We start from the raw sequence: 14,704 nt of genomic DNA, 5'->3' as shown, positions 1-14,704 counted from the left end.
AAGAAGTCCACCAAGACCAAGCGCCACCTGCGTGGAACGACCGCTGTGCATGAGACCAACATGGGTCACATGGCACAGATGCTGCCGTTCGCCGGTCTGTAATCCACCACAACACGAAGGAGTCATCACATGCCTCGCGTCAAACGTGGTGTTACCGCCCGCGCTCGTCACAAGAAAGTCCTCGCCCTTGCCAAGGGTTTCCGCGGCCGCCGCAAGAACGTCTATCGGATCGCCAAACAGGCGGTGATGAAGGCGGGTCAGTACGCGTACCGTGACCGCCGTGCCAAGAAGCGTGTATTCCGCCGCCTGTGGATTGCGCGTATCAACGCCGGTTCGCGCGCGCTGGGTCTGACCTACAGCAAGTTCATGGCCGGTCTGAAGAAGGCCTGTATCGACGTGGACCGCAAGGTGCTCGCCGATCTGGCTGTCAACGATCCTGCCGCATTCGGCAGCATCGTCGAGAAGGTGAAGGCCCAGCTCGCTTGAGCCTGACGCGCCGGGCCGGTGCAAGCCGGTTCCCGCGTCACACAAAAAAGGCCGACACTGCGTTCGGCCTTTTTTCTTGTCTGTCTACTCCAGTCTCCCGATGAACGATCTCGATCAACTCGTGCAGGCCGCGCAAGCCGATTTTGCCGCCGCGCTCACCCCCGCCCAGCTCGAAGACGCCAAGGCGCGCTACACCGGCAAGTCCGGCCAAGTGACCGAGCTGCTCAAGGGCATGGCCAAGCTGTCGCCTGAAGAGAAGAAGACCCGCGGTGCCGCCATCAACGAGACCAAGCAGCGCATCGAAGCCGCGCTGACGGCCCGCCGCCAAGCCCTCGCCGAAGCCGAGTTGCAGGCGCAGTTGAAGGCCGAGGCGCTCGACGTGACGCTGCCCGGCCGCGGTCGCGGCGTCGGTGGTCTGCACCCCGTGTCGCGCACGCTGGAGCGCATCGAGCAGATCTTCGGCTCCATGGGCTTCGACGTGGCGGATGGTCCCGAGATCGAGACCGACTGGTACAGCTTCACCGCCTTGAACAACCCGGAAAACCACCCGGCGCGTTCGATGCAGGACACGTTCTACGTGGACATGAACGACGAAGCGGGCCGCCCGTTGTGCCTGCGACCGCACACCTCGCCGATGCAGGTCCGCTACGCCCGCCAGCACGCCGCTGCGCACGCCGGCAAAGACCCGATGCCCGAGATCCGCGTCATCGCGCCGGGCCGCACCTACCGCGTGGACAGCGACGCCACCCACTCGCCGATGTTTCACCAGTGCGAAGGTCTGTGGATCGGCGAGAACGTGTCGTTCAAGGATCTGAAGGCGGTGTTCACCGATTTCTTCCGTACCTTCTTCGAGACAGACGACCTGCAATTGCGCTTCCGGCCGTCGTTTTTCCCGTTCACCGAGCCGTCGGCGGAGGTGGACATCGCCTTTTCGTCCGGGCCGCTCAAGGGGCGCTGGCTGGAAGTGGCTGGCTCGGGTCAGGTGCATCCGAACGTGGTGCGCAACTACGGGCTTGATCCCGAGCGGTACATCGGCTTTGCGTTCGGCATGGGGCCGGATCGGCTGACCATGCTGCGCTACGGCGTCAACGACCTGCGGCTGTTCTTCGAGGGCGATCTGCGCTTCCTCGGCCAGTTCCGCTGATCCGCCACCGACAAGGACACCTGAGATGCAATTCCCCGAATCGTGGTTGCGCGCGTACTGCAACCCTGACCTGACCACGCAACAGCTCGCCGACCTGCTCACCATGTCCGGCATGGAAGTGGAAGAACTCCAGCCGGTCGCGCCGCCGTTCACCGGCATCGTCGTCGCCGACATCCTCACCGCCGAGCAGCACCCGAACGCCGACCGCCTGCGCGTCTGCACCGTGGATGCCGGCCCGCACAGCAAGGATGGCCCGCTGCAGATCGTCTGCGGCGCCCCGAACGCCCGCGCTGGCATCAAGATTCCGCTGGCCACCGTCGGCGCCGAACTGCCGCCGGGCGAGGACGGCAAGCCGTTCAAGATCGGCAAGGGCAAGCTGCGCGGCGTCGAGAGCCAGGGCATGCTGTGCTCTGCCCGCGAGCTGAAGCTGTCCGAGGACCATGGCGGCCTGCTGGAGTTGCCCGCCGATGCGCCGATCGGCCAGGACATCCGCCAGTTCCTGAACCTCGACGACACGCTGTTCACGCTCAAGCTCACGCCCAACCTCGGCCACGCGCTGAGCGTCTACGGCGTGGCGCGCGAGGTCGCCGCGCTGACCGGCGCGCCGCTGAAGCCGCTGCCGACCGCGCCGGTCGTGCCGACGCTGGACGAGACGCTGCCCGTGACCGTCGAGGCGCCCGACCTGTGCGGACGCTTCTCCGGCCGCATCGTGCGCGGCATCGACACCAAGGCGAAAACGCCCGCGTGGATGGTCGATCGCCTGGCCCGTTGCGGCCAGCGTTCGGTCAGTGCGCTGGTGGACATCTCGAACTACGTCATGTTCGAGACCGGCCAGCCGACGCACATCTTCGACCTCGACAAGATCCACGGCGGCCTGACCGTGCGCTGGGGCCGCGAGGGCGAGACGCTCAAGCTGCTCAACGGCAACACCATCACCGTCGATGCGCAGGTCGGGGTCATCGCCGATACCCGTCCGGATGGCACGCAGGCGGTCGAATCGCTCGCCGGCATCATGGGCGGCGACGCGACCTCGGTGAACGACGACACGACCAACGTCTATGTCGAAGCCGCCTTCTGGTGGCCTGACGCGGTGGCCGGCCGCTCGCGCCGCTACAACTTCAGCACCGACGCTGGCCACCGCTACGAGCGCGGCGTCGATCCCGCCCACACCGTCGAGCGCATCGAGCGCATCACCACGCTGATCCAGCAGATCTGCGGCAGCGAGGCGACGGCGTGCGGCCCGGTGACGGACGCGATCGTGAACCTGCCGGCGAAGCAGCCGGTGTCGTTGCGCATCGCCCGTGCCGCCAAGGTCATCGGGATGCCGGTGATGCAAGCGCAGTGCGCCGAGGTGCTTACGCGCCTGGGCCTGTCGTTCACCGAGTCGGATGGCGTGCTGACCGTGACGCCGCCGAGCTGGCGTTTCGACATCGAGATCGAAGAGGATCTGATCGAGGAGATCATCCGCGTCATCGGCTTCGACCAGCTCCCGCTGACCGCGCCGGTCGCCCCGGTGACTGCCCGCGTGCGCCCGGAAGCCCAACGCGGTGGTTACGCGCTGCGCCGTGCGGTGGCCGCGCTGGATTACCAGGAAACGATCAACTTCTCGTTCGTCGAGGAGCGCTGGGAAACCGAACTTGCCGGCAACCCGGACCCGATCCGCCTGCTGAATCCGATCGCCGCGCCGCTGTCGGTGATGCGTTCCAGCCTCATCGGCAGTCTGGTGCAGGTGCTGCGGCACAACCTGACGCGCCGTGCGCCGCGGGTGCGCGTGTTCGAACTCGGCCGCGTGTTCAAGCGCGATGCCGCGGTGCAGACCAGCGAGCAGAGTGTGGTCGGCATCGACCAGCCGCTGCGCGTGGCCGGTCTTGTCTGGGGTGCCGCCGAGCCAGTGCAGTGGGGCTTGAAGGAGCGGTCGGTCGATTTCTTCGACGTGAAGGCCGATGTCGAGGCGCTGGTCGCCCCGCAGGTGGCGCGCTTCGTGGCGGCCGAACACCCTGCGATGCACCCTGGCCGCTGCGTCTGTGTTGAGCTGGACGGCGTGGCGATCGGCTTCGTCGGCGAGTTGCACCCGCGCTGGCGCCAAGCCTACGAACTGCCGGCGGGGCAGGGCGCACCGGTGCTGTTCGAGCTGGACGTGCCGGCGCTGCTGGCGCGCGACGTGCCGGCCTACCAACCGGTGGCCCGTCAACAGGCTGTCACGCGCGACATCGCCCTCATCGTCGGCGAGGCGGTGGGCCATGACGCGGTGATCGCCAGCCTGCTGGGGGCCTCCACGGGGGGGCTGCTGCGCAGCGCGAAGCTGTTCGATGTCTACCGGCCGGCTGTCGGTGCTGCTGGCTTCGAGCTTGGCGAGCGCAGTCTGGCGATCCGGCTGGAGTTGCTCGATGATGACGCACCGCTCACCGATGTCCGCAGCGACGAGGCTGTCAAGGCGGCGCTCGACGCGGTGCAGCGTGGCCTGGGCGTGCGCCTGCGTGGTGCGTGAGCTTGCCGCGCGTGAAGCCCCTGCCTCCGACCGAACGACCCGACCTGCCGCACGGACCCACCGCCCATGGATGAAGAACGCGACTTCCTGCTGACCGATGGCGAGGACGATGACGATGCGCCCACGATCACCAAGGCCGAGCTGGCAGAGCTGCTCTTCGAGCGGCTCGGCCTGAACAAGCGCGAATCCAAGGACATGGTGGAAGCGTTCTTCGAGTTCGTCCATGCGTCGCTGGCCCGCGGGGACGACGTGAAGCTCTCGGGTTTCGGCAACTTCCAGGTGCGCCGCAAGGCCCCGCGTCCGGGCCGCAACCCGCGCACCGGCGAGTCCATCCCGATCCGGGCGCGCAACGTCGTCACCTTCCACGCCAGCCACAAGCTCAAGGCCGTGGTGCAGGGCGACATCCCGCCAGAAGGTGACTTCGAGTAAAGTCAGCGCCATCCCGCCGACTTCCCTCGACGCTCCGAACCCATTGATTTGCAATGGAAATCCTGCTTCCAGCAATCCCTGACAAACGCTACTTCACCATCGGTGAGGTGAGCGAGCTGTGCGGTGTCAAACCGCATGTGCTGCGCTACTGGGAGCAGGAATTCGCGCAGCTCCGCCCTGTCAAGCGGCGCGGCAACCGCCGGTACTACCAGCACCACGAAGTGCTGCTGATCCGGCGCATCCGCGATTTGCTGTATGAACAGGGCTTCACCATCAGCGGCGCGCGCAACCGGCTGGCCGAGCTTGGCCCCGCCGCGGCGCGTGCGCTCGAAGACGATGTGCCGGCGGATGAGGACCTCTCCATTGCGCACATGGTCCTTGGTGGCAGCGCCTGGGCATTGGCGCCGATGCATGGCACACCGCCGCTGGTGGCGCCTCTGCCCATGCGTCCGCACCTCGCGGCGGACGTGCCCACGCCGCAGGTCGCCCGCGACGCGCTGGTGCGCAGTGGTGCCCGGAGCCTGCGCGATGAGCTGCTCGCCATCCGTGCGCTGCTGGACGTGGACAGCAGCACGGCAGGCATTGATTAAAAAATCGCTCGAACACTGGACGGCAGGGTGTTGCTCAGCATAGAATCTCTTTCTCAGCAGTCGGGGCGTAGCGCAGCCTGGTAGCGCACTTGCATGGGGTGCAAGGGGTCGTGAGTTCGAATCCCACCGTCCCGACCAATGAATTCAATGGGTTAGCTCTCACAAGGAGCTAGCCCATTGGCCTTTCTGGCTGCAGCTCGTGTTTTGGTCACCGTTCGGTCACCGTTCCGCGCTGGCTGTCACCACACCGATGAATCACCGCCGCTCCCGGCGGCACTGCCTCAAACCATCTACAAGGATCACAAATCCAACTTCATCATCACGGGAAGTCTTCCCCCATGAGCTTTCAGCTCAACAAGTCCGCTGGCCTCGCACAGGTCACACTGGCCAAGACCAAAGTGACCGCCTACCTGAGTGAATCGGTCTGCAGAGCGCGTTTCACGCCCGACCGTCACGACATCAGCTTCCAGGACTTGCTGGCCTCCAATGCCCGACAGATCAGGGCCGCCGTGTGGCGCCGGTCTGCGGTGAGCGCCCAGTCCACCTTCGTGTTGCGCCCCATTGACTTCTGACCAGGCTGCCTAAGCGAGACGAAGCCCTGAAGGGTCGGGAGTTCGAGTCTCTCCGGGATGCCGGGCAGCACGCAGCCTGGAACATCGGCATGGGCGAGCTGCGCGCACTCGTGGCCGACCTGTCGCGGGCAGCCACCGTTTCCGCCACGGAAGCGGCAACGCAAACCGAAGCACCTGCAACGGCGCCTGAAACGTTCGTGCCGCCGTCACCTGCAACGGCACCTGAAACGCCTGCAACGGCTACCCAGTACCCACCTCCCATTACCCAATACCCAGAAGAGAAAGAAGGAATACAAACACAACGCGCCAAGCGCGCCGCGCCGCCTGCGGCTCCCGAGGGGGTCGATGTCAAGGTCTGGGCCGACTGGCTGGCACTGCGCAAGGCCAAGAAAGCCGTCGTCACCTCGACGGCAGTTGACAGCATCCGAGCCGAAGCCGGCAAGGCCGGCCTGACGCTGCAGGAGGCGCTGGAGACGTGCTGCCGGCAGGGCTGGGCCGCCGTGTGGCGCCGGTCTGCGGTGAGCGCCCAGTCCACCTTCGTGTTGCGCCCCATTGACTTCTGACCAGGCTGCCTAAGCGAGACGAAGCCCTGAAGGGTCGGGAGTTCGAGTCTCTCCGGGCAGTCCACTGCATGTTGTCGATCATCGCCTGTCCGAACCCGGAGCAAGGCACCTGTGCGGCACCATCAAGCCCGAACCGGGAAAGACCGGAGCGGCGCCTGCCAAAGCCCAGTTCTGGTCTGGACCACTGCTTCAGGCGCTCGGGTCGTTCTGCAGATTCCGCACATCGGCCACCCTCGGTTGAACCTTGGTTGAACCTTGGTTGAAGGCAGGTTCAGCATTGGCTGCCCCCCACCGGCTCGCCAGATCGGCCGCATCCGTCCGAAACTCGGACGCATGGCGGTTATGGTCTCCTGGCGAACTGTGCGGACGAATTTCGTCGCCAGTGGCGCACATCGGCTGAACGGTAAGCCGATGTGCTGAAACGCACTTCCGCCAATCCATGCGGTGGTCCGGCTCGTCTCGCCTGCTGGGGGGTGCATGTGGCTTGCGCCACCGATCGGCGGGCGGGTTCCACTACCCCAAGGGAAGACCGATTGAAAGACTTCTCTCTCTGGTGCGCCTGGGCAGCGTCTGCGCCGGCTCGCTGCGCATCGGGGGACTTGTCTTCATCTCTTCGGGGAAGGGGCCAGAGGGAGGAAGGGAGGGAGCGAAGGGGCAGGCTTCACCCTTGCCAGCCGGGTGACTGGTTCGGGCTGGTGCCCCTTGCGTGTCCGGGCCGTCGGTCGGGCGGTCGGTCGCATTCGGGGGCCGCAGGCTGGTTCCAGCGCCTGCAGCGGCCGTGTTCAAGGTCTGGGCACCTCTCCTGCGCACGTCACGGCTTGCAGCCTCTGTGCCCCGGCTCCGCAGGCTCTCGCTCTTGCCGGGTGGTACTGCGCAGGTCGAACCGGGACGCGGCCGGGGGCGACAAGTCCGTGAAGACTCCCCCGATGCGTGACGTGCAGGCGTGCGCAGGCAAGCGGCGCCATTGCTGGCGCTGCTCGCGGTTGGTGGTGGGGTTGCCCGGTCAGCGCCGGGCGGTGGTCACGGCAGTGGCGAGGCAGCCTTGATGGCGGCTTCCAGCGGGCGCAGGTCTACGCCGGCCAGTCGGTGCAGCCGTTCGGCCTTCTGCAGCTCTTCCAGCGCCAGCAAGGCGCATCGCAGCAGCTCAGGGGCAGCGGCCAGCAGACGGCCGTTTGCGTCCTCTTGGGCCATGCTCTCGGCACCGTGGAAGCACAGCACAGCCACAGCGTGACCGTCAGCCAGGACGGCACCATGCGCAGCATCGAAGGACCACGGGCCTGGAGTGGCGGTGGTCATGCCACACCCCGCGATGCAACCCACCCCGCCACATCGCCCTGTCGCCAAGCCGTGCAACGCGGTGACAGATGAACCGACTGTGGGAACTCGCCGCCGGCCATCATCCGGTAGATGGTCCGCTTGGACAGGCCGGTAATGGCCGTCACGGTGGCGATCCGCAGCATGGACCCAGGCACCGCCGCAGCTTCAATAGGTTGGGTGGGTGCGCGGGTGAAATTGTCGGCGGTGGCGCTTGCCCTCACGACAGATCCTCCCCGGCCGGCAGAACCATGGCGGCGCCGCTGACCACGACGGCGTGCCGATCCGCCCACTGTCGATGCCGGGCCGCGCTCTCGGCGATGTCGCGGGCCACGGCGATGGACATCTGCATCAGCTCGCAGCGGTCCTGTGCGGAGAAGGCGCGCTTGACCTCGATCCCGTCGAACTCGGCCAGTTCAACGGCCAGTTCGTCTCGGTCCAGCAGCGCCAGCACGGTGGCAAGCCCTGCGGCCAGATCCTGCGTGCGCTTGGCTTCGGTCTGCACCGGGGCGGCGGGCACATAGGTGTTCAGGTTGCGGGCAGGCGATGCGGCGCCGCCGGCCACGTCCGGGCCGGATTCGATGTTGTCGAACATGCTCAGCCCCTCCCGGTCGTCAGGCGGTCAGCGGCGACTGCCTCGAAGGCACGGGCGCGCAGTGCAGCGCGCTTGAGGGCGGCACGGTCTGCGAGCTTGCGCGCCAGTCGCAGCATGTGGGCGCGTGCGTACTTGGCAACAGGCGACGGACGGGGGGACGGTTGCGCAGGAAGGCGCAGCAGGGTGCGGCGCGACGTAGGCGCAATGAGGGTGTCAGCCATGATGGCTCCAAATCAACAGGTCTTGAACCTGCCTCCCCCGCTGCAAAACGAGGGTGGCGGGCGCGTGTCGGGTTTGCAGACCGGGATTTGGGACCGGCGAACCTTGCGGTTCCCCAACACGGACCCGCCATAGACGGAACCATGCGCGCAGCACGTCAAGGACGTGAAAAAGCCGCTGCCTCGTGGCGCGGCTACTGCGCCAAATCTGCCGGGCTGCAAAACCCGTGTCACTGGTGTGCAGTGACGGTGCAATCGTACACCAGCAGCGTGGACCAGCGCCAGCCCAAAGCACGAAATCGCGCTTTGCTCGGCCAGCAGCGCAGGCGGTGCGGAAGCGCACTTTCCCTGTCTGGTTGGCATCCCGGCCAGCAGTGGCGCACCGTTGCGCAACCGTGGTTCACGGTTGGAACGGGGGTCAAGTCGTTGATTCTGCAGGGGGTGGGTGAATCGCCAAGCGACGGCATCGAGCGCGCCCCCTTCGCGGTCGGCATGATCCAGAACGAACGGGCAAGCTCGCCCACCTGGTGCGCGTTGAAGGCAGTCCGGAAAATTTCGGACACCCCCTATTCCGTGAAGCCCCGGTTTTTCGTGGGTGTCGAACGTGCCCGGAAAATTTCCGGCACGTTCGACACCCACGAAGATCCGGGACACTGGATGAACGTCCAGCACCAGCACGACAATGCCGGCACCACCTCCACCGGAACGCCCGATGCTCGACTTCTGCCCGACCCTGGACCCGGACTACACCGCCCACCACCCCGAGGTACAGGATGCCGCGCCTGTGGACGCTGAACCACGATGGCTTGACCCGGCCGTGCGAGAAATACTGGCAGGGGAGGACGTTCGCAACCAGGTTGAATTTCAGAAGCTGGTTGGCCAGCGGATCATCAGGGCAAGAAAGGCATGCCGGCTTGAGGGAAAAGTGCTGGCGCTGAAGATCGGCCACAAGAACGGCACACAGCTTTCGCTGTGGGAAAGCGGGGAGCGAACCCCACCACTGGCCGGCCTGTTGCTTCTCTCGGCGCATCTTGGCGTCTCCGTGGAGTACCTCTGCGGCTGCTCACCTGAGGAAGACCCCGACCGCATGGAAGCAACCCGGCGCGAAGCGATTCGGCAAGCTCGCTCCGCCATCGAAGCGGCGGTTGGTGCCGTCGCTACGGCCTGCACCAGCTTGCCACGCGCTGCAGCAGAGGCCGAGGCGGGTTGGAATCGACTTGGCGGGCTGGTAGGCGAATTACTCGGGGCCATTGCCAACTGCCGCGAGCGAAACGAACGGCTTTTCGATGATGAATTGATCGGCGGTGCGCGGCTGATCGCAACTGCTGACCGGCTGGCGCTGTCGGTTGCCGATATGGGCGCCCGCTGCGGATTGCACGACCGGCTGCGCGCCGACATCGCAGAGGCACATGGCCGTGTCATCCACCAGCGCCAGCCCGACACCCTTCACGCCTGAACGCAGGGCTGGCGCTGCCCTCTGCAACTCTTCGAACCCTCCCCAAAACACCACCATGCGAGACAAGGGCGAGGCAAGGTTTTGACAAGGTTTTCTGAGCATTGCAGCGCCGAAAAACTACCCAAAACCTACCCATTCCAAAGGACGGTCAGGCGGGGATAAGCCTCCGGTTCTTCTCGTCGTCGTGGAGATCGACGGCGCCGGCCTCGATGGCGGCACGAACCCAATCGGGTAGCGCCCGAACGTCGCGCACCGCATCGCGCTGAAAATCCTGGATGCGCTCCAGGTCTGGCAGCAGCCGTGCTGCCCGCTGGCGCTGTTGAGCGGTCATCTGCGCATCAGACAGGACCGGCGGTGCATCGGCTGGGTCGATGCCAGCGGCGGCCAGCGCCTCCAGCTTGCGCGCCACCGCCCGAGCTTCGGAGTGGTCAACCGTCTTCATCGCCTGATCCATCGTGAACCCGCCTGAAGTGAGGGCGTGAAGCTCACGGGTTCGGGCGTTCTCGGCCATTGTCACAACCGCTTGGAGCCTCGTCACCTCGCCGGCCAATGAACGGCCCATCGCTGAAACGTGGCCGTCGTGTCGGCGAAGGTGGACGCGGTGCGCGTCAAGTTGAACACGCAGGGCTGCCAGGCTGTCGCGGGCGGCGGCGGCTCGTGCTTCGACCGCGGCGGCCTCGCTGTCCAGGTGTTCGGCCACAGCGTCGGGATCGCATCCAGCCAGGATCGCATCCACGATGCGGGCGGTCGCGCCATTCTCGCGCCCACGGCGGTCCTGAAGCGCCAGCTCTGCGCGGGCGGCGGCGGTCAACCGTTCCGCGGCGGCATAGTTCGCAGTCGAAGCCATGGCGGCGGTAAGCAGGTCGAGCTGGTCGGGGGTCAGAGAGTTCATTGGCATGGTTGGCGATTGCATGTGATGGTCTCGTGGGCGTTGGGTTGGTGCGGTCATGCGTCCTCGAACGGATCGCGGCGTGGGATGGGTGCGCGTGCGCCTTGTGCTGTGTGCGCCATTTGCCGGTCAACCGGCCCTGCCCTGCGCTGGACGAAGACCGGCGGCTCCTCGTCACGGTCGCGGGCGTACTGCTCTGCGCGGACAACCTCGGCCACTGGCGGGGCGGCTGGGGGCGCGGCCACCACGGCGAAAACTGGAGCGCGGGGCACCGCAGCGGCCGATGCATCGGCGGGGCGTAGCGCGACAACTTGCACCGGCCGCTTCGCCCCTGAACTGGAGATGCCCGCTGGCGCTGATGCCGGCTTGTCCGGGCGGTTCCCGGTTCTGTGGGGCGCGGTGGTCTGGCGCTCTGCGGGTGCTGGCGCTGGGGGTGGCACGTCTGGGCTTTTTGGTCCTTCCTGGACTGGGGGTGGCGCCTGCAGCCCTCGCAGGGCCTCCCGCGTCAACGCTGATCGGCTGGGCGGTGCCGGGGCCGGTGCGGCCGGGGGCGTGACAGGTGCCGGGGGCGTAGGCACAGCAGGTGCTGGCGCTGATGCTGGCCGATTCCTCTCGGCCATCAGGGTGTGTGCCGCCTCGGCGTAGCGGTCGCCGGCTGCCATCACTCCGGCCATGCGTGCGTAGGCCCGCTCTACCGAGCCTGTCCCGTCCCCATACAGCGCCTGATTCCCGCGAATGACTGCCTCGATGCGGCGTGCCTCCCCGGGCGAGATTTCGCGGCCGGCCACCAGCGCATCCCGAACGGTCAGGGTCTGGTTGTTGCGCACGGCCTGCAGCAGTCGCGCCCCGTCTCCGGCCCCGAGGTTGTGCAAGGCATAGACATTGGCGTCATCGCTTTCACCCCCAATCCGCCGGCCCAACTCCATGTTGTCCCGCGTCAACTCGGCCAGCATCGCGGCCTGAACTCTCGGATCGGCCCGGTACTGGCGAGCTTGTTCTGCTGTCAGGCTCCCCGGCCGTCCGCCACGCTGGCCAGCGCCAGCGATTCCATGTGCCGCACCGTACCTGTTGATCGTGTCGAGCCAGGTCGCGTCAGTAAACTGACCGAGGCCGTGTGCGCTGCTGATGCCCATTCGGCCGTCGAACAGGCGAACCGTGTTGCGCTCGGCATCGCGTGCAATCGGCGCCGCATCGTGGTTGAACCCGGACTCGAAGGCAGCAATGCGAGCCAGCACACCAGGGTCAACGCCGACAACCTGAGCGGCGGCAACGATGTTCTCGCGCTGCTGTGCCCAGTGGCCATCACGAGCCTGACTGGCCCGCGATGCTGGCATTGGGCGCCGCGGTCCTCGTGCTACAGGGGCTGGTGCTGGCTGCGCTGGCGCTGGTTGCTTCGGTGTCGGTGTCGGTGCTGGTGCTGGTGCTGGTGCTGGTGCTGGTGCTGGTGCTGGTGCTGGTGCTGGTGCTGGTGCTGGTGGCTTCGGTGTCGGGGCTGGTGCAGATCGAGCCGGTGGCGTTGGTGTCGAAGCTGACGCTGGCGCCGGGTTCTTCCCGCCGATGCCGCGAACAACGCCTTCGGCCACGTCCTTCCCCACCTCCTGCCTGACCTCTAGGCCGATCTGCGGCCCTGCTGCCGGTGAAGGGTTCGGCGCTGGCGCTGGTGTTTTCGGCGCCATGGTCGGCGGTGGCCTGCGTGCTGGTGTCGAGCCTGGTCGAACCGGTAGCACCAAAGGGACCGGAGGTGGTGCCACCATGGGTGACGGCGCCACAGAGACCGGAGCTGGTGCCTGCGGTGTCGGTGTCGAGGTAGCCACCGGTCGTTCCTGCTGGCGCCACAGCCCAGCCAGTTTCGACAGCACACCCTTGGCCTTCGATAGCACGGACGGCGGCTCGACCTGGGCGGGCTGCTTGCGCTCGATGCTCTTCAGGAGACCGATTTGTTCACCGCTCGCCTTGTCGGTGGTCTTGGCCGCCGCACGAAAGTCCTTGCCAGTGGCCGGTTGGTCCTCGTGACCGTCCCCGTTGGTGGGGGGTCTGGTCATGCTGCGGCCCAATGCGGTGGTGGTGTCAGCACGGCGGGCGGTCTGCGGTGGCGCCAGAAGTCAGCGGTCTTCGGTGCTGGTCTGCGGGTCTTCATGTCGCGCCTGTAACTGGTCGTGTCCGAGGTCGAAGGGATACGCAATAAAGGGGGTTCACTTTTTTCTTGGGCATGGGGGTTGCTCGTTTCGACACATTCAGTTTCTGAACCCCCATGCCCATGAACCCCCATGCCCAGCGTCTCGCGCTTCCAATCGGCGCCGGCTTCGCGGTCCAGCTTCGCGTCTCTACGGGCGGCGGCGGCGTGCGTCTTGGCGCCCTTGCCCGTGGTCAGCGCCAGCGCGGCCAGGGTCTTCATTGGGCGGTCAGGACGCAAGCCCAGCCGGTCGCGCATGTGTGCTAGGAACTCGCGTTTCTGCAGCGTGAACCGGCCAGCGCCTGACGTGAGCGCGTTCCCGGCCAGCCTCCCACCGGCCACGGCCAGCGCGATGACGTGCAGATGCGGGCGGGACTGGTCGCGGTGGACGATGGCGCTGACGATGTGCTGATACCGGCCAGCCGCCCACGTCAGGCACTCGGACCAGAACGCGGGCACGTCGGCACCCTCGGGGGCCTGAATCACGGCCTCCACGCCCATGATGGTGTCGCGGCGAGCAGGAACGATGCCCAGCTCTTCCAGCACGCTGCGCACCAGCTCCGCAGCCACCAGCGGGCACGCTGGGCCTCGCAACACCTCATTGGCACCAGTGCGCGCCGGGTCAATCCGAGAGCGGTGGCGATGGTCCTCGTTGCCCGTGCGCAGGTTGTGCGACAGGCAGACCGGCAGCACCTCGCCGGGGTCGGCGGCGCGGGCTACGGTCTTGACGTTCAACGCCTTCAACCGCAGCCGCAGACCGGGCGCCCATGCGTCCGGGTGGTCGTCGGCACTCATGCGGTCGCCCCCTTGGTCAGCAACTCGGCCAGCTTCGCCATGCCGGCGGGCGTCACCATCGCCTGATCCGTGGCGCGGTCGCCACCGTCTCGCCCGACGTAGACCGCTACGCGGTGCGACATCCGGCCCGCATTGATCTGGGTCTGACGCGCCCGCCATGGTCCTGTGCGGCTGTCGCCGAGGTCGCGGCGATAGATCCATTCCAGCGCCGCCAGGCGCTCGGCGAAGGCGCGCGGACCAATGTGGAGCGACTTGGCGGCATCGGTCAGGGACATTGACCCATCCGATCCGGCTAAGCGAGCCTGTGCGGCCACAGCCGGGGCTTGGTCGGAGATACGCGTCTCGGCGGCGGCCAGCGCCAGCGTGATGCGCTGGCTGGTGTCGTAGGCATCGGCCAGGGCGCGCAGGGCGGCGCTGTAGTCCGCGGGCAGGGCAGGCACTGGCGGCGGCGGCGACGCGGGCGGCGCCGCGCCGAAGAACTCGGCAACCAGCCTGACCTTGGCGGCCGCGATCTGCGGCGTGCTGCGCTGCAACAGCATGAGCATGGTGGCGTGCGGCTGAGTCAGCTCGGCGTACTCGACTGGCGCACCGCCGCGGCGGCCCACTCGGACCGCAAATCTGATTGGGCCACCGGCCGCGATGAGGCCAACAAGATGCTTGCGGATTAGCTTGATGACGCTGGCGTGTTGCTGGCCGATGGCCTCGGCGATGCGCTCGGTTGTGGCGACGGGCTGGCCGTCTGCAACGGTCACGAGTGCGGCGGCCGTCTCGGTGGTGGTGGCTGGACGGTGGGTCACTGGGCACCCCCGGCGACGAGGCAGCAAGCCGGCAGGATCACCGGCGTCATGGTCGCGATGGCACAGGCACTGCGCTGGATCAGGTCGATCAGGGCACGCCAATGGCTCGCCTGGTGGGCGATAGTCATAATTGCGGCTCCTGGGGTTAGGCGGCGGTGCCGGCCATCAGCGCCACGACGGCGGACAGGCGGATGC

18 protein-coding genes, 1 tRNA gene and 1 pseudogene are annotated in these 14,704 nt (G+C 66.9%); 12 read left to right on the top strand and 8 right to left on the bottom strand.

The window, feature by feature from the left end; genetic code table 11:
- The 9 genes and pseudogenes from QZW52_RS14870 to QZW52_RS14830 form a co-directional block, all read left to right on the top strand.
- Positions 1-102: pseudogene (locus tag QZW52_RS14870) on the top strand (50S ribosomal protein L35); the annotation flags it as partial.
- A gap of 27 nt (positions 103-129) precedes the next feature.
- Positions 130-486, top strand: coding sequence for a 50S ribosomal protein L20 (gene rplT / locus QZW52_RS14865; protein WP_294000239.1), 357 nt, complete (start codon positions 130-132; stop codon positions 484-486).
- Between the two features lie 100 nt (positions 487-586).
- Positions 587-1,630 (top strand): phenylalanine--tRNA ligase subunit alpha, encoded by a 1,044-nt coding sequence (gene pheS / locus QZW52_RS14860; RefSeq protein WP_294000237.1) that lies wholly within the window; start codon positions 587-589, stop codon positions 1,628-1,630.
- Positions 1,631-1,655: 25 nt separating this feature from the next.
- Complete coding sequence (gene pheT, locus QZW52_RS14855) at positions 1,656-4,118, top strand: phenylalanine--tRNA ligase subunit beta (RefSeq protein WP_294000235.1); 2,463 nt, start codon at positions 1,656-1,658, stop codon at positions 4,116-4,118.
- Positions 4,119-4,184: 66 nt separating this feature from the next.
- Entirely contained in the window at positions 4,185-4,547 is a 363-nt protein-coding gene (locus QZW52_RS14850; protein ID WP_294000233.1) for an integration host factor subunit alpha, read from the top strand.
- 53 nt (positions 4,548-4,600) lie between these two features.
- On the top strand, positions 4,601-5,137 hold the full coding sequence (locus QZW52_RS19285; protein WP_294000230.1) for a MerR family transcriptional regulator: 537 nt from the start codon (positions 4,601-4,603) through the stop codon (positions 5,135-5,137).
- A gap of 61 nt (positions 5,138-5,198) precedes the next feature.
- Positions 5,199-5,275, top strand: a tRNA-Pro gene (locus tag QZW52_RS14840).
- 200 nt (positions 5,276-5,475) lie between these two features.
- Complete coding sequence (locus QZW52_RS14835) at positions 5,476-5,709, top strand: hypothetical protein (RefSeq protein ID WP_294000229.1); 234 nt, start codon at positions 5,476-5,478, stop codon at positions 5,707-5,709.
- Positions 5,710-5,798: 89 nt separating this feature from the next.
- Positions 5,799-6,272, top strand: coding sequence for a hypothetical protein (locus QZW52_RS14830; RefSeq protein WP_294000228.1), 474 nt, complete (start codon positions 5,799-5,801; stop codon positions 6,270-6,272).
- 1,020 nt (positions 6,273-7,292) lie between these two features.
- Here the strand turns inward: QZW52_RS14830 and QZW52_RS14825 are convergent.
- The 4 genes from QZW52_RS14825 to QZW52_RS14810 all read right to left on the bottom strand — a co-directional run bounded on the left by QZW52_RS14825 (position 7,293) and on the right by QZW52_RS14810 (position 8,402).
- A complete protein-coding gene (locus QZW52_RS14825; RefSeq protein ID WP_294000226.1) occupies positions 7,293-7,568 on the bottom strand; it encodes a hypothetical protein in 276 nt (91 codons plus the stop codon).
- Positions 7,565-7,732: a helix-turn-helix transcriptional regulator gene (locus tag QZW52_RS14820; RefSeq protein WP_294000224.1), complete on the bottom strand. Its 168-nt coding sequence runs from the start codon at positions 7,730-7,732 to the stop codon at positions 7,565-7,567. The genes QZW52_RS14825 and QZW52_RS14820 overlap by 4 nt, the downstream gene beginning before the upstream one ends.
- A 74-nt stretch (positions 7,733-7,806) precedes the next feature.
- The gene (locus QZW52_RS14815; protein ID WP_294000222.1) at positions 7,807-8,181 is read right to left on the bottom strand and encodes a hypothetical protein; all 375 of its coding nucleotides are present in this window, start codon (positions 8,179-8,181) and stop codon (positions 7,807-7,809) included.
- A 2-nt stretch (positions 8,182-8,183) separates the two neighbouring features.
- On the bottom strand, positions 8,184-8,402 hold the full coding sequence (locus QZW52_RS14810) for a hypothetical protein (protein WP_294000220.1): 219 nt from the start codon (positions 8,400-8,402) through the stop codon (positions 8,184-8,186).
- A 141-nt stretch (positions 8,403-8,543) separates the two neighbouring features.
- Between QZW52_RS14810 and QZW52_RS14805 the strand changes: the two genes are divergently transcribed.
- Both QZW52_RS14805 and QZW52_RS14800 read left to right on the top strand, forming a co-directional pair.
- Positions 8,544-9,194, top strand: coding sequence for a hypothetical protein (locus QZW52_RS14805; RefSeq protein WP_294000218.1), 651 nt, complete (start codon positions 8,544-8,546; stop codon positions 9,192-9,194).
- Entirely contained in the window at positions 9,112-9,855 is a 744-nt protein-coding gene (locus QZW52_RS14800) for a helix-turn-helix domain-containing protein (RefSeq protein WP_294000217.1), read from the top strand. Before QZW52_RS14805 ends, QZW52_RS14800 begins: the two co-directional genes overlap by 83 nt.
- A 148-nt stretch (positions 9,856-10,003) precedes the next feature.
- Here QZW52_RS14800 and QZW52_RS14795 read toward each other — a convergent pair whose 3' ends face one another.
- On the bottom strand, positions 10,004-10,747 hold the full coding sequence (locus QZW52_RS14795) for a hypothetical protein (RefSeq protein ID WP_294000216.1): 744 nt from the start codon (positions 10,745-10,747) through the stop codon (positions 10,004-10,006).
- A gap of 1,321 nt (positions 10,748-12,068) precedes the next feature.
- On the opposite strand from QZW52_RS14795, the gene QZW52_RS14790 reads away from it, so the two are divergent.
- Positions 12,069-12,350, top strand: a complete 282-nt coding sequence (locus QZW52_RS14790; RefSeq protein WP_294000214.1) for a hypothetical protein — start codon at positions 12,069-12,071, stop codon at positions 12,348-12,350.
- A gap of 432 nt (positions 12,351-12,782) precedes the next feature.
- On the opposite strand, the gene QZW52_RS14785 is transcribed toward QZW52_RS14790, so the two are convergent.
- From QZW52_RS14785 to QZW52_RS14775, 3 genes are read right to left on the bottom strand one after another with little or no spacing between them, the layout of a single operon-like run.
- On the bottom strand, positions 12,783-13,712 hold the full coding sequence (locus QZW52_RS14785; protein ID WP_294000213.1) for a plasmid recombination protein: 930 nt from the start codon (positions 13,710-13,712) through the stop codon (positions 12,783-12,785).
- Positions 13,709-14,509: a phage antirepressor KilAC domain-containing protein gene (locus tag QZW52_RS14780; protein ID WP_294000211.1), complete on the bottom strand. Its 801-nt coding sequence runs from the start codon at positions 14,507-14,509 to the stop codon at positions 13,709-13,711. Before QZW52_RS14780 ends, QZW52_RS14785 begins: the two co-directional genes overlap by 4 nt.
- Positions 14,506-14,637, bottom strand: a complete 132-nt coding sequence (locus QZW52_RS14775) for a hypothetical protein (protein WP_294000209.1) — start codon at positions 14,635-14,637, stop codon at positions 14,506-14,508. The genes QZW52_RS14780 and QZW52_RS14775 overlap by 4 nt, the downstream gene beginning before the upstream one ends.
- Between the last annotated feature and the right edge of the window lie 67 nt (positions 14,638-14,704).

This window comes from Sphaerotilus sp. (assembly GCF_013299175.1).
Classification (GTDB): Bacteria; Pseudomonadota; Gammaproteobacteria; order Burkholderiales; family Burkholderiaceae_C; genus Sphaerotilus.
This window is presented reverse-complemented; position numbering and strand designations above follow the sequence as displayed.

What these genes read in the sequence shown, in the direction of transcription:
- pheT (WP_294000235.1), top strand. Translation starts at nt 1,656, where the DNA reads ATGCAATTCCCCGAATCGTGGTTGCGCGCGTACTGCAACCCTGACCTG.
- QZW52_RS14850 (WP_294000233.1), top strand. Translation starts at nt 4,185, where the DNA reads ATGGATGAAGAACGCGACTTCCTGCTGACCGATGGCGAGGACGATGAC.
- QZW52_RS14820 (WP_294000224.1), bottom strand. Translation starts at nt 7,732, where the DNA reads ATGCTGCGGATCGCCACCGTGACGGCCATTACCGGCCTGTCCAAGCGG.
- QZW52_RS19285 (WP_294000230.1), top strand. Translation starts at nt 4,601, where the DNA reads ATGGAAATCCTGCTTCCAGCAATCCCTGACAAACGCTACTTCACCATC.
- rplT (WP_294000239.1), top strand. Translation starts at nt 130, where the DNA reads ATGCCTCGCGTCAAACGTGGTGTTACCGCCCGCGCTCGTCACAAGAAA.
- QZW52_RS14800 (WP_294000217.1), top strand. Translation starts at nt 9,112, where the DNA reads ATGCTCGACTTCTGCCCGACCCTGGACCCGGACTACACCGCCCACCAC.
- QZW52_RS14795 (WP_294000216.1), bottom strand. Translation starts at nt 10,747, where the DNA reads ATGAACTCTCTGACCCCCGACCAGCTCGACCTGCTTACCGCCGCCATG.
- pheS (WP_294000237.1), top strand. Translation starts at nt 587, where the DNA reads ATGAACGATCTCGATCAACTCGTGCAGGCCGCGCAAGCCGATTTTGCC.
- QZW52_RS14805 (WP_294000218.1), top strand. Translation starts at nt 8,544, where the DNA reads ATGCGCGCAGCACGTCAAGGACGTGAAAAAGCCGCTGCCTCGTGGCGC.
- QZW52_RS14815 (WP_294000222.1), bottom strand. Translation starts at nt 8,181, where the DNA reads ATGTTCGACAACATCGAATCCGGCCCGGACGTGGCCGGCGGCGCCGCA.
- QZW52_RS14835 (WP_294000229.1), top strand. Translation starts at nt 5,476, where the DNA reads ATGAGCTTTCAGCTCAACAAGTCCGCTGGCCTCGCACAGGTCACACTG.
- QZW52_RS14810 (WP_294000220.1), bottom strand. Translation starts at nt 8,402, where the DNA reads ATGGCTGACACCCTCATTGCGCCTACGTCGCGCCGCACCCTGCTGCGC.
- QZW52_RS14825 (WP_294000226.1), bottom strand. Translation starts at nt 7,568, where the DNA reads ATGACCACCGCCACTCCAGGCCCGTGGTCCTTCGATGCTGCGCATGGT.
- QZW52_RS14775 (WP_294000209.1), bottom strand. Translation starts at nt 14,637, where the DNA reads ATGACTATCGCCCACCAGGCGAGCCATTGGCGTGCCCTGATCGACCTG.
- QZW52_RS14790 (WP_294000214.1), top strand. Translation starts at nt 12,069, where the DNA reads ATGCTGGCATTGGGCGCCGCGGTCCTCGTGCTACAGGGGCTGGTGCTG.
- QZW52_RS14785 (WP_294000213.1), bottom strand. Translation starts at nt 13,712, where the DNA reads ATGAGTGCCGACGACCACCCGGACGCATGGGCGCCCGGTCTGCGGCTG.
- QZW52_RS14830 (WP_294000228.1), top strand. Translation starts at nt 5,799, where the DNA reads ATGGGCGAGCTGCGCGCACTCGTGGCCGACCTGTCGCGGGCAGCCACC.